Source organism: Sphaerospermopsis kisseleviana CS-549 (genome assembly GCF_028329225.1).
Taxonomy (GTDB): Bacteria; Cyanobacteriota; Cyanobacteriia; order Cyanobacteriales; family Nostocaceae; genus Sphaerospermopsis; species Sphaerospermopsis kisseleviana.
Map to the genome: position 1 here is coordinate 19,780 of NZ_JAQMTI010000205.1, position 13,186 is coordinate 32,965.

Annotated in this window: 15 protein-coding genes; 8 read left to right on the forward strand and 7 right to left on the reverse strand. The window is 37.5% G+C overall.

Going from position 1 to position 13,186, the window contains the following annotated elements; all coding sequences use genetic code 11:
* Nucleotides 1-116: 116 nt before the first annotated feature.
* From PN497_RS16655 to PN497_RS16675, 5 genes are all read left to right on the forward strand, one after another.
* Nucleotides 117-2,285, forward strand: a complete 2,169-nt coding sequence (locus tag PN497_RS16655; RefSeq protein WP_096569407.1) for a peptidase domain-containing ABC transporter — start codon at nucleotides 117-119, stop codon at nucleotides 2,283-2,285.
* 28 nt (nucleotides 2,286-2,313) lie between these two features.
* Entirely contained in the window at nucleotides 2,314-2,631 is a 318-nt protein-coding gene (locus PN497_RS16660) for a hypothetical protein (RefSeq protein WP_096569404.1), read from the forward strand.
* Between the two features lie 194 nt (nucleotides 2,632-2,825).
* The gene (locus PN497_RS16665) at nucleotides 2,826-3,050 is read left to right on the forward strand and encodes a hypothetical protein (RefSeq protein ID WP_272110710.1); all 225 of its coding nucleotides are present in this window, start codon (nucleotides 2,826-2,828) and stop codon (nucleotides 3,048-3,050) included.
* A 405-nt stretch (nucleotides 3,051-3,455) separates the two neighbouring features.
* Nucleotides 3,456-3,659 carry a hypothetical protein gene (locus PN497_RS16670; RefSeq protein ID WP_096569401.1) on the forward strand — a complete coding sequence of 68 codons (204 nt, stop codon included), beginning with the start codon at nucleotides 3,456-3,458 and terminating at the stop codon, nucleotides 3,657-3,659.
* Between the two features lie 373 nt (nucleotides 3,660-4,032).
* The gene (locus PN497_RS16675; protein WP_272110711.1) at nucleotides 4,033-4,200 is read left to right on the forward strand and encodes a hypothetical protein; all 168 of its coding nucleotides are present in this window, start codon (nucleotides 4,033-4,035) and stop codon (nucleotides 4,198-4,200) included.
* A 568-nt stretch (nucleotides 4,201-4,768) separates the two neighbouring features.
* On the opposite strand, the gene PN497_RS16680 is transcribed toward PN497_RS16675, so the two are convergent.
* Nucleotides 4,769-5,665 (reverse strand): alpha/beta fold hydrolase, encoded by an 897-nt coding sequence (locus tag PN497_RS16680; RefSeq protein WP_096572721.1) that lies wholly within the window; start codon nucleotides 5,663-5,665, stop codon nucleotides 4,769-4,771.
* Nucleotides 5,666-5,855: 190 nt separating this feature from the next.
* Between PN497_RS16680 and PN497_RS16685 the strand changes: the two genes are divergently transcribed.
* A complete protein-coding gene (locus PN497_RS16685) occupies nucleotides 5,856-7,049 on the forward strand; it encodes an argininosuccinate synthase (protein WP_096569396.1) in 1,194 nt (397 codons plus the stop codon).
* Here the strand turns inward: PN497_RS16685 and PN497_RS16690 are convergent.
* Nucleotides 7,024-7,155, reverse strand: a complete 132-nt coding sequence (locus tag PN497_RS16690; RefSeq protein ID WP_272110712.1) for a hypothetical protein — start codon at nucleotides 7,153-7,155, stop codon at nucleotides 7,024-7,026. The two genes, PN497_RS16685 and PN497_RS16690, sit on opposite strands and share 26 nt — an antisense overlap.
* Nucleotides 7,156-7,176: 21 nt before the next feature.
* On the reverse strand, nucleotides 7,177-7,803 hold the full coding sequence (locus tag PN497_RS16695; protein ID WP_096569393.1) for a DedA family protein: 627 nt from the start codon (nucleotides 7,801-7,803) through the stop codon (nucleotides 7,177-7,179).
* A 557-nt stretch (nucleotides 7,804-8,360) separates the two neighbouring features.
* Here PN497_RS16695 and PN497_RS16700 point away from each other — a divergent pair.
* Nucleotides 8,361-8,714, forward strand: coding sequence for an STAS domain-containing protein (locus PN497_RS16700; protein WP_096569390.1), 354 nt, complete (start codon nucleotides 8,361-8,363; stop codon nucleotides 8,712-8,714).
* Between the two features lie 880 nt (nucleotides 8,715-9,594).
* On the opposite strand, the gene PN497_RS16705 is transcribed toward PN497_RS16700, so the two are convergent.
* On the reverse strand, nucleotides 9,595-10,155 hold the full coding sequence (locus PN497_RS16705) for an Npun_F5560 family protein (protein WP_096569387.1): 561 nt from the start codon (nucleotides 10,153-10,155) through the stop codon (nucleotides 9,595-9,597).
* A gap of 374 nt (nucleotides 10,156-10,529) precedes the next feature.
* On the reverse strand, nucleotides 10,530-10,856 hold the full coding sequence (gene rpsF / locus PN497_RS16710; RefSeq protein WP_096569384.1) for a 30S ribosomal protein S6: 327 nt from the start codon (nucleotides 10,854-10,856) through the stop codon (nucleotides 10,530-10,532).
* A gap of 183 nt (nucleotides 10,857-11,039) precedes the next feature.
* Between rpsF and PN497_RS16715 the strand changes: the two genes are divergently transcribed.
* A complete protein-coding gene (locus PN497_RS16715; protein ID WP_096569381.1) occupies nucleotides 11,040-11,813 on the forward strand; it encodes a fumarylacetoacetate hydrolase family protein in 774 nt (257 codons plus the stop codon).
* Nucleotides 11,814-11,898: 85 nt separating this feature from the next.
* Here PN497_RS16715 and PN497_RS16720 read toward each other — a convergent pair whose 3' ends face one another.
* Nucleotides 11,899-12,375, reverse strand: a complete 477-nt coding sequence (locus tag PN497_RS16720; protein WP_096569378.1) for a Tic20 family protein — start codon at nucleotides 12,373-12,375, stop codon at nucleotides 11,899-11,901.
* A 95-nt stretch (nucleotides 12,376-12,470) separates the two neighbouring features.
* A complete protein-coding gene (locus PN497_RS16725) occupies nucleotides 12,471-12,668 on the reverse strand; it encodes a hypothetical protein (protein ID WP_096569375.1) in 198 nt (65 codons plus the stop codon).
* Nucleotides 12,669-13,186 lie beyond the last annotated feature (518 nt).

A 13,186-nucleotide genomic window follows, 5' to 3' on the forward strand; every position in this document is an offset into this window, starting at 1 on the left:
ATAGGTAATGTGTAATGGGTAATTGGTAATTGGTGATTGGGAAAATACAAATAATTTCCCCCTACCTCCCCATACTCCTGAACTACTAAACTCCTGAACTACTGAACTACTCTATTATGTTTAATTTATTTCAACCTCAAAGAAAATACCAATGTATTTTACAAGCAAGCGAAGAAGATTGTGGAGCAGCTTGTCTAGCTTCCATTTGCAAATATTACGGACGTTTCTTAACCATAAATAAAAGTCGAGAAGCCGTAGGAACAGGACAACTAGGCACTACTTTATTAGGTTTAAAACGTGGATCTGATAATTTAGGATTTAATGCGAGAGCCGTTAAAGCCTCACCAGAACTTGTAGATAGAATCAACGAAATCCAACTACCAGCAATTATTCATTGGCGTGGTTATCACTGGGTTATTTTATATGGTAAAAAGGGTAAAAAATATGTAATTGCTGATCCGTCTGTAGGTATTCGCTATATTAAACGCGAAGAATTATTAGCAGCTTGGAATGGAGTCATGCTCTTATTAGAGCCAGATCCAGAGCGTTTTTCTCAACAACCCCAAGAAAAACCCCACGGTGGTTTTTTACGCTTTTTTATGCGGATTCTGCCCTATCGAGGACTGCTGACTCAAGTTTTAATTATTAATATTATCCTGGGTATATTAGCCCTGGGAACTCCTATTTTAATTCAATTACTTACTGATGATGTTTTAGTCCGAGGAGATATCCAGTTACTCACAGTAGTGGTATCTGCTGTTGTTGTCATGACCGTATTTAGTAGTAGTTTGCAAGTTATACAATCTACTATGATTGCCCATTTTGGTCAACGATTACAATTAGGATTAGTCTTGGATTTTGGCAGGAGAATACTGCAATTACCTTTGAGTTATTACGAATCTCGTCGTAGTGGTGAAATTACTAGCCGTTTGAGCGACATTAATGAAATCAATCAGTTAATTTCTCAGGTAGTAGTGCTGTTACCTAGTCAGCTTTTCATAGCCATTATTTCTTTTTGTGTGATGCTTTTTTATAGCTGGCAATTAACAATAGCAGTGATTATTTTTGGGGCTTTAATGACTCTAGCAACTCTGCCATTCTTACCCATATTGCAACAAAAAACCCGCAGTTTATTAGTTTTAGGTGCAGAAAATCAAGGTGTCTTAGTAGAAACTTTTAAAGGCGCACAAGTAATCAAAACAACTAATGCTGCTCCTCAATTTTGGGAGGAATTTCAAAGCCGTTTTGGTCGTCTAGCTAATCTTACTTTCAGCACAATTCAAATCGGAATTATTAACGGTACTGTTGCTAAACTTCTTTCTACTCTTGGTGGTGTAATTTTATTGGGTTTAGGCAGTATGTTAGTAATTAACAACCAATTAACTATTGGTCAAATGTTGGCTTTCAATGCTTTACAAGTGAATGTTTTAGCCTTAATTGGTATTGTGGTCGGATTAGTAGATGAATATTTCCGTTCTCAAACTGCAATTTCTCGTTTATTAGAAGTTATTGATGCCACACCAGAAGTTGTTGGCGGTAGTCAAAAACCAATTGTACAAATATCTGGTGATGCAGATATTCATTTTTCTCATCTGACATTTCACCATGCAGGGAGAGTTGATTTATTAGAGAATTTTTCTCTAAAACTTCCCGGTGGAAAGGTGATTGCTTTAATTGGTCAATCAGGTTGTGGTAAAAGTACCTTAGCAAAACTAATTGCAGGTTTATATGAGCCAACTTCAGGTAATATCCGCATCGGTGTTTTTAATATTTATGATCTTTCCCTTGATTGTTTGCGACAGCAAGTAGTTTATGTACCCCAAGAACCGCATTTTTGGAGTCGTTCAATTTTAGAAAACTTTCGTTTAGGAACTCCTTCTCTTCCTTTTGATCAAATTGTTCAAGCTTGTGAAATTGCTGATGCAGATGGTTTTATTAGTCAATTACCTAATAAGTATCAAACTGTGTTAGGAGAATTTGGTGCAAATCTTTCTGGTGGACAAAGACAACGATTAGCGATCGCACGGGGAATACTCACAAACCCACCGATTTTAATTTTAGATGAAGCTACCGCAGGATTAGATCCAGTTAGTGAAAGTCACGTTCTAGATCGATTATTGGAATCTCGCAAAGGAAAAACTACAATTTTGATTACCCATCGTCCTAGTGTGGTAAATCGAGCAGATTGGATCGTGTTAATAGATAAAGGTCAAGTACAACTCCAAGGAAGTATGGAAACTTTTCTGTCTCAAAAAGGAGAGCATTTAAAATTCTTAACTATATAACCGTCTTATTTAAGTGAGGAGTAATAATATGGCTGAAAGTACTCAATTCAATAATTCTCAATTAGTTAGATATCTTTCTGATGCAGAGCAAGAATCTCTAATTGGTGGGCAAATATCATCTATTTTAGGTAAAGTTAATTTATTTTTACAAAAAACTGATATCGAAACCGAAGGTAATAGTGATTTAACTCTGGCGACAGGTGACTCTACTTCAGAAAAGACTAAATATAAGTTATCGCAAATCACACTAAATACGTCTTTTGAATTTGGTTTACCAATATCTAATCGAGGCGTTAACCAAGGGAATAATTACCTGATAAATTTGTTGAATAATATATTTTACTGATTAGTAATCACGAATAATAAATACATATCATTGGAGACATATTTGTGTCTCCAAATTTGTTTTTATAGCCTACCAAAAGTAATAATTTATCATATCCAATATATTTCCATAGGTTAATTAAAAATTTATAAACGCTATTTATAAATAGATGTGTAGGAGTGTAATTCCTACTGTAGTAAGTGAGGCTAATTTTTATGTCAAATCAAATCATTCAATCTGATTTGCTTGTGGATTTATCTCCAGAAAAACAGCAAATTATATCCGGTGGAGGCTGTAAAGGCTATGGAGATGAAGATGAAGGCTATGGAGATGAAGATGAAGGCTATAATAATTGGGACAAATACAGTAAGCCCAATTATGAATCTTGTATCAATACAAAGCCAATGTGCTACAAACCAAGGCGTTTTCATTGTTGTTAATACATAATTACCTGAAGATTTATCCATTTTTTGCTTACTTTTTTGACTAGATTCAGTCAAAGTTATATCTATATTTTTGCACCCATAAAGGTATTTTACTGGCATGGGTGCTATCTATGCTAGATAATATTCACACGTAATCGATCATAGATCAATATATTAATTCCAAAATATTTTTTGCCTTCCACGATCATAAAAAATAAAGTGCAAATACTGATTTAATAAATATTAATTTAAAAAAAATGTGACTGAAAATACTTTTTTTCACTTTTTTATTGATAAGCCAAAAGAAATAAAAATAGATATGTTATTTCTAACTAGAGGATAATTTAAATTCTACATAACCTAGTTATAAATAAATCAATAGGTTGTCAACACCTATGCAAATAATTGAGGCTAACCATCATGTCAAATCAAAATATCACATCTGATTTACTTGTGGAGTTATCCACAAACGAACAACAACTTCTGTCTGGAGGAAAAAGATCTGGAGGAAAAAAACCGATCATCTGCTACGTTTACGAACCTTATCGCGAAACTAAGGTTCGTAAACCTCCTAGAGATCGTGGAAATATTGATTTTAATGATGACGGTTCTGATTCCGATTGATGACATTTACCACAGAAAGAGAAAAGAGAAAGCTTATATAAATGTCTCAAAATAAGTAAATTTTGAGACAATTTGGGTAGTCTCAGATGTTTTCTTATATTATTACATGGATCTTCCAGATATTACCAAGACAACTACTAGAGATAACCCTTCCCTTTCTCTTTATCTCCCCACCCGCATTTTATATTAATCTTTTTCATAAATCAAATATGCTTCTTATATATTGAAAGTTAATATACCAAAAGAAATAAAGAGAAATAAAAATATCTTTTTTATTTATAACCTGGAGAATATTAAAATAAGAGAAAATATCGTTATAAATAATGCAATAGGTTTTCAACACCTATGCAAATAATTATTGAGGCTAACAATCATGTCAAACCAAACCATTTCATCTGATTTAGTTATTGACCTATCCATAGATGAACAACAGCTTATTAATGGGGGAGAGAAGGGTACTCTTGACGCAACTGGTGATTTTGTATATGGCGATCAGCTTTATCCAGCAACTATCAAAATTAGAGTTCGCGGCCTACCTTAAACGCAAATAGCGAACAAAGTACAGCGGATTTCATTGAAATGAGGCACAAACTTGAATAATGAAACTATTGTGGTGTGGGCATCTTGCCCGCTAGATGTGTACCTCCTAACAGCGAAATCCGCTGTAAGTAAGTTGGCGTTAAAAATCAACGTATGTAACAAAATGTAAATTCATCGAAATAAATAGGTTATTTCAGAGTTTTTACAAAACTCAACATATTTGGTTTGATCGTACCGACTTACTTAAATATATCAACCTATGGAGGCTAACAATTATGTTGGATCAAGTTAACTCAACTGAGTTGTTGACAGAATTATCCAACGACGAACAGGAAGTTTTAACAGGAGGTCATTACCGTGGCTGGGGTGGCTGGGGTGGCTGGGGTGGCTGGGGTGGCTGGAGACCTCATCACCGTCACCACGGCCACCACCGTGGTTGGGGTGGCCACAGCAGACACGGCTGGTAAGCAAAGTTAGTAAATGGTTTTTCAATCTGTCAAAGGTGAGTGTGGGGGATGAGGAAAATTTCATTCCCTACTTACTCCCCACACCATTTTTCACTCAGCAACTCAAATAGCTGATAGCGCACTAATCCAATCTTGTAAAATTGGATTTACCAGTTCAGGAGCTTCATCTTGGGGGCAATGTCCCACTCCTTCCAGGGGAATAAATTTTTGTACTTGGGGAAAATTGGCTAACTCTCTACCCAAATCTATTGGTTCCCAAGGGTCAGCCGTTCCCCATAAAATAATTGCTGGACAGGGTAATACAGGTAACAGGTCTTCTGGTAATGGTCCACTAGAATAAGATGTAAAAGCCAGAAATACTGCTGCTGCACCTGGATCACTTGCTGGTTTCATTAAAATTTCTATTAATTCATCTGTCACTGTCTCCCCATTGGCATAGGCTTGTAAAAGAATCTTTTTGACAGTTTTTGGTTTAGCTAGTTGACTAAAAAAGAAGTTACCAACAACTTCAATTGATAAAAACTTTTGTAAAATTGGCGCACCCACTCGTTTAGTCCAAGGTAAAGTTAGCCTTTTGCGATCGTGTAACAACCTGAGAGAACAATTCAGCAAAGCAGTTCCTAAAGCTATATCTGGGTTACTGACCGCAGCTTGCATAGCTACAATACAACCAATAGAATTTCCTACTAAAAATGCAGGTTCTCCCACTACTTCCCGACAAAAATCAGCTACTTGCTGTCCCCAGGTTTCCAATGTATAGGTTATTTTCTCTCCTGGTTCTGGTTTAGCTGAAGCACCAAAACCAATCAAATCAAGGGCATAAACCCGACAACTTTCTGCTAAAACTGGTATATTTTTGCGCCAGTGTCCACAAGATGCTCCAAAGCCATGGACTAAAATCACAGCAGGTCCTTCAGTGCCTTGGGTTTGATAACAGATAGGGAAGCCTTGCCAAATCCAGGTTTTGATGGAGGTAAATACATCTGTAGAAGTTGTCATGGGCAGTTTATAATTCATAATTCATAATTCATTTTCAGGATAGCAGTCTTCTCAACTCCTCATATCCTGACTAGGTAGTGAGGTTAATTAACAGCTTTCCATGACAATGGTTGTTGCATAAAAAAACTATACATGGTTAAGTTTAGATATAATAATGACTCATTGTTTGTTTTCCTAAGTGGAGAAACTAATGGGTCGCGCCAAAAAGGTTGTCTTAGCATATTCTGGTGGAGTAGATACTTCTGTTTGCATCCCCTACCTTAAAGAAGAATGGGGAGTTGAAGAGGTAATCACCCTAGCAGCAGATTTAGGTCAGGGAGATGAATTAGAACCAGTACGAGAAAAAGCTTTAAAATCTGGTGCAAGTGAATCTCTAGTAGCGGATGTCAAAGATAGCTTTGTCCAAGATTACGCATTTCCCGCAATTCAAGCCAATGCACTCTATGAAAATCGTTATCCTCTAGGAACTGCATTAGCTAGACCTTTGATTGCTAAGGTATTAGTAGAAACAGCCGAAAAATATGGTGCGGATGCGATCGCTCACGGTTGTACTGGTAAAGGTAATGATCAAGTACGTTTTGATGTTTCCTGTACAGCACTAAACCCCAACTTAAAAATTCTTGCACCTGCCAGAGAATGGGGAATGAGTCGGGAAGAAACTATTGCTTATGGTGAGCAGTTTGGTATTCCTGCACCCGTAAAAAAATCCTCTCCCTTCAGTATTGACAAAAATTTACTTGGTCGCAGTATCGAAGCTGGTACTTTGGAAGATCCAGCTAACGAACCCCCAGAAGAAATTTATGAAATGACTAAAGCCATAGCTGATACTCCCAATGAACCGGAATATCTGGAAATTGGCTTTGAAAAAGGCATTCCCACCACCATCAACGGTACATCAAAAACACCAGTTCAGCTAATTCAAGAACTCAATACTATCGTTGGCAATCACGGTATTGGGCGCATTGACATGATTGAAAACCGCCTAGTAGGCATTAAATCACGGGAAATCTACGAATCACCAGCAATGGTGGTGTTAATTAATGCCCATCGTGATTTAGAAAGCCTGACTTTAACAGCAGATGTTACTCAATACAAACGGGGTATTGAAGAAACCTATACCAAATTAGTATACAACGGACTTTGGTACAGTCCACTTAAAGCCGCCCTTGATGCTTTTATTCAACAAACACAAGAAAGAGTTTCGGGTGTTGTGCGGTTAAAACTGTTTAAAGGTAACGCCACCATAGTAGGACGTTGGAGTGATAACACCCTTTATACTCCCGACTTAGCCACCTACGGAGCAGAAGATCAATTTGATCACAAAGCCGCAGAAGGCTTTATTTACGTCTGGGGACTACCTACCCGCATTTGGGCGCAGTCTTAAGTGACTGGGGACTGGGGACTGGGGACTGGGGACTGGGGAAGAAGCAGGGGAGCAGGGAGCAGGGAGCAGGGGGAAAATTATTTGTATTTTCCCAATCACCAATCACCAATCACCAATCACCAATCACCTATTCCCCCAAATGCTTAACTTGGCGTGATTCCCACCAAATAGGAACAACAATTACAGCAACTAGAATAAGTAACGCCAAAATTGCAAATTGACTTACCCAAGCTACTAATTGTTCTAGGGAAACAATTCTGCCGGCAAAGAAAGCTAAAGTCACCATGACACCAGCCCAGGCAGAAGCTCCTGCTAAGTTATATACCAGGAATTTACCAAAGGACATTTCGGCAATACCCGCAAGTGGAGCCGCAAAAATTCTCAATAATGCGAAAAAACGACCAAAAAATACAGCTTTAGCAGCATTTTCACTAAATTGATCTTTAATACTCAGCAGTCGGGTTTCAGATATACGGAATATCTTTCCCACTTGTAACAGGAACGGCCAACCACCAACCCTACCAATCCAATAGCCGAAAGTACCGCCTATTACAGCACCTGTAACAGCATCACCCAGAACCAGCCAGTAATTAAGCTCATCACTACCAGCTAGGAAACCGCCCACTAAAGTCACGGTTTCACCAGGAAGAGGAATGCCCAAATTCTCTAGCAAAATTCCCAAAAAAATAGCCCAATAACCGTAAGATTGAGCAAATTCTTGGATGTTTTCTAGTGAAAATAGCTCAAAAGACATCCAGCACCGCCGACTTTACAAATTTTTACTTTTACTATATTTTGGCTTGTCTGGAGTTAGGCTGTCAAATAATTGGTAATTGATTATTGACGTTCATAATGACAAAAACCTGATCATTGCTTTTCACCATTCGGTTTTTTTCAATTCCTTCTACTTATAATTTCAGGTTAATTTCTTGTAATAAAAATTGTTTTCTTCCCTATTTCCTGGACGTAAATATATGATATCTATAGAAATAGACATGATATTATGTACATTTTTGAAATGTAATTATTAAAAAGTTATAAAAATACACACAAATTATAAGAAAATAATAACAGTTAAATTGGCTACCGAAATCCGCAGTCATTTATGACTATATTGGAAATATCTATCAAATTTTATACTCTCGTTTGTCATGATTCCTGTAGCAGTTCCATAGATATCGACTATAATTGCATTAAGTCCTGTCTGACTAAGAAAAAACAGTATTTACACTGTTGACACTCAATCTTGATTGATATAATTTCCATTTTCTGAACATTTCAACTGCCCTGTTCAACTACCCAGTTAAATTCATGACTCTTACACAAGAACGCCAAGTGATTTTGTTCAAACCCCAAGGAAGCATAGACTTACAGGTTGGTACGGCCTTGAGTGAAAAGATGGCTGGAGTAAAACCTCAACCTGATCAACTCTGGGTTATCGATCTCGCAGAAGTTGAATTCATGGATAGCTCTGGTTTAGTTCCCCTAGTTCAAGCACTGAAAGTTGTACGCGAAAGCGGTTGTCGCTTAGTTCTTTGCAACGTGCAAGCTCCTGTAAGATTAGTATTGGAACTTACTCACCTAGATTCAGTGTTTGAGATAGTTAACAATTGCGAAGATATATTTTCTCATCTCAATAAGCAAAGTCTGGTGACAGTAGGCTAAATTCTCGGCTTTTCTGAGGGAAAATAGCCAATTTAAGAATATTTTTTCGCTTGTCATATTGACAGAACATTACTGGATATAATCACCCTTTAAATTCTCGCTCTAGCAAGCTGAATCTCTATTGCATCTGCAAAATATTACCAGGTTGACTAGAGGTTTGGCCGCTAGGCGATACAACCCACATTCCGCACCCCCCAGTGTTACAATCGGTAATTTCGGATTTTTGAAGACCTTTGAGGATAATTTTAATACAAAATGGTCTAAAGTTTAGGTAGCGATAGCGAAGCGCTGCTGCAAGCAGTTCGCCAATCTCAAATCCCCAAATGACCATTTTTCGTTGTGTGACAGTTTAGGGTGCGGAAGGTGGGATACAAATTGATAAAACCTGAGAAAAATTGAAGATACAGCAGGAGTCAGGAGTCAGGAGTCAGAAAAAAGATAAATAGAGGATGTTGAATAAACGTAAAACCTAGAAAATTAAGGATTTCAAGGAGTCAGGAGTTCAAGGATATCAAGGAGTTTTTTGTATTTTCAAACGAGGTAAAAACCAACAAAGTACAAGGTTTTCCTACTCATAGCTTCCAAAACCTTGCACCTATTTTATTTGTTATCACCCTCAAACTCTTTATTCATCCAGGTTTTGAGTTTATTCAGCAACCCGTAGGTACTGTGAGCCTAAAAAAGCTGCCACTTTGTTAGTGTTGGGAAAATTTCCAAATCAAAGAAACTCCTTAAATAACTTTTTCAGCAACCCTAATTAAAAATTATCCCTTCAGCCTAGTCCGAAGAGCAATTAATTTTAGCAATAAACTACTTGCTTTAAGAAGATAATTAATCAGACAATTAATCTGAATATAAATTTCTACATTACCATATCCGTCTAAACATTTTGCGGAGTAGATATATTTTCTTGTCCAGATATAGGACTAGAAAAATTTGGTAAATCAATACCACTATGACTTGAGTGGCGAGTTTTGAGTGCTAACCGATAACTTACACTTTGTAGTTCAGCTTGTAATTGCCGATTTTCTCTTTGTAACATTGCCACTTTCTCTCTGACTGGAGTCATTCTTTCCTCAAACTTACGACGGTAAATTTGTGGTAATTCTTGTACTACTTGCTCTAACATCCGACTGCGATCAGTCAATTCTTGAACTGACTGTCGTAATTGGTAAATTTCCGAGTCACGAGAGGCAATTTGCTCTTGGTAGAAGGTTACTTGCTCTTCCACCGCTTGGAGTTGTTCTTTTAAAGCATCTAACTGACTCAAATCATACTCAGGTTCAGCTTTTTGCGGAATAAAGCTAGTATTACCCTTAACCAGCCGGAACAGTTCTTGAGATAGCTGTTGCACTAATTGGTCTCTTAGTTGCAACTCTTGACGCAACTGCGATACTTCAGTAGAAAGTGCTTGGATTTCGGGTGTGTTAGATTGGCTCACAGCGATTTATCTCTTAGGAATAACTGCGACAATATTAACTTTGGTAAGTGCTAGGGACAGCAATAAAATATTTTTCAAATATTTTTTAAATATTTTTAAATATTTTTAAATATTTCAGGACTTACGCAAAAGGGAACGAAAGTAGGGGTAATTCATGAATTACCCCTAAGCAAGAATAAGGTTTTCAGTCACATCTTGCGTAAGTCCTATATTTATTATAGTGTCCTTTCCTATACTCTATATGTATGAAAAAAAACACTTACTTCATGATTTGATTCAAAACATATCGCAATTAGGAGCAATTGACAACTGTTAGAATACGTAAATTTTTCTAAATGGGAGGAATCCCCGAAGAATTCCTCACTCAGCACTTTTTAAGCAGCTACAGTTTCTTTAGCTGACTTGTCTTCTTTTATTTCCTGCTTGATTGTTAAGTAGCGAATTACTTCTTCGCTCAATCTCATAGCACGTTCAAAAGGAGCGATCGCACCTGCTGGGGCTGTGTAGTTAAATTGGATGTAGATGCCGTCACGGTGTCTGTTGATTTCATAAGCCAGACGACGCTTACCCCGATTTTGGATTTCCAGATTCTCAGCACCCTGTTCAGTTAACAAGTTCTGATATTTAGTAACCGCTTGTTCTACCTGCTCATCTCCCAAATCAGGGCGGAGAATGTACATTGTCTCGTAAACTGTGGTCATATATTTTTAGTCACCTTATGGACAAAAAAGGCTGCTGACATAGATTTATACAAGTAAAACAGATGAGTTACTGGTCAAAATCAACATCGGAAGCAACAAGGAATTATAATCTTACCAGTTTTCGATGAAAATCATCAGCCTCATCCGCCGAAATTTGCATCTCTAAGGATATTAATCAAAGTTATGGCGCAACGCTATGTGCGAGTTAAGAGTCAAGAAGGAAAAATTTACTATGGTTTGCTGCAATTATCCCTAAACGTGGAAGTTTTGGACGCTCCACCTTGGTTAGAAGGGCAACCCACTGATTTAATTTTAGAACCGGACAAATACAGACTCCTAGCTCCCTGTTCACCCTCGAAAATTGTGGCTGTAGGAAAGAATTATGCTGATCATGCGGCAGAAATGGGCAGTTCTGTACCTGCTGAACCGCTGATTTTCTTCAAACCGCCCACAACTGTAATCGCCTCAGAAATGGAAATCAAATATCCTGCACAGTCACAACGGGTAGACTATGAAGGCGAGTTAGCGTTAGTGATAGGCGATCGCACCTCTGACTGTACACCAGAGGCAGCCCAAAGCAAAATTTGGGGTTACACCATTGCCAATGATGTTACAGCCAGAGATTTACAAAAAAAAGATGCTCAGTGGACAAGAGCTAAAGGTTTTGATACATTTTGCCCTTTAGGTCCTTGGATTGTGCGAGAATTGAACCCAGGAGCGAGATTACAAACCTTTTTGAATGATCAACCTCATCCCGTCCAATCTGCCTGTATTGATCAAATGATATTTTCCCCAGATTATTTGGTGTCCTATATCAGTCAAGTAATGACACTATTACCAGGGGATGTGGTGCTAACAGGTACACCCTTTGGCGTAGGACCATTAAATATAGGCGATCGCGTCCGTGTGGAAATCGAAGGTATTGGCCGCCTGGAAAACATAGTTATCCGACGATAATTATTGTTTGAGATTTTGGGAACAGCTGATCCTCAAAACTGTTAATCCAAAATCCAAAATCTAAAATCTAAAATTGGTATTTAACCTAACGCACCTGCATATGAACAGCATCAGAAATGGCTGGTATTTCTGCATAACGGCCATTTAAAGACTGGAATACAGAATAAACTACAGCCCCAACTATCCCCATAAAAATGGTTGTATACAGTGTTTGCATAGCAAAACCACTACCAGGGACAAATTTCACAAGATCAGTCAAGATGCCACACAAAAATACCACAATATCCAAAATGATGGCTTGCATAGTGTTGAAACGAATAAAATGGGCGATTTTGTCATTTCTGACAACTAATAGCCACAAAGCAAAGAAAATAATTATTCCAGCATAACGGACACCATAGTAAATTCTTAACAATGGCAGCATAGGTAAAAAGACTATTCCCAACAATGGAAAATCTCGCAGTAAAAACTGACCAAATGCAAATACTTCAATCAGAGGCAATAAATAAGGCAAACAAGCAAAAATTCGATCAGGAACAGTAGTAGAGCCGCGCCAATTCATGGTAAATTCTCCTATGGCTAAATTTGAATAGCTATTTGAGCGTTATGATAACGCAGCTGCTTGATTTTGCTGATAAATTAGATTATTTTATTAGATTATTTTATATTGGCGAGTCGGAAACCCATCATACACTCAAACTGCTCTGCTTGCTGTTCTGTAAATTGGCGAATAGCTTGACCACAACGCAGCTTACCCTCATACCAACGGGGTTTACCGCTATTGTTAGCAAGCCAACAAGATTGGCAAACTTGCTCAGGGGCAAAGATTTGATCATCCGTTACAATAACTAACATCGCAATACCTCCATCGCTCCTTTTGGCATCAAGGCAGGAACTCACAAAATAGCAAATAAATAAAATAGTGAATGTTTGCTAACTGCATATAGTTTTATTGTATATTATATATTTTGGATATTAATTTTTCTTAGTCAAAATTAATACGAATATTTTTCTAGTTAATTATAGGCAGAATCCCACAGATGAAATTTACAAACCCTTGGTTGATACATGAAAATATTGACCCTGAAACGAGACGCAAGCCCCAGGCTTTTAGACATGGGGATAAGTCGATAGCGACTTTAGTCGCATTAAAGCGATTGATTGGCTTTAGCCACATTCAAAATTGTATAGAATAATTCATCCAATCTGTATTAAAACTTCATGTTATTATGCAGGACAATATCGAAAATCAGAAAAATGTCTAATTATGGATGCCAACAACACTTAATCAATCCTGATGAAAATTTAGCTGCTATTCTGGAATTTTTGTGTGGAGAATCAGCTAAACTTGCTAATTGCGGAACTTATTACGC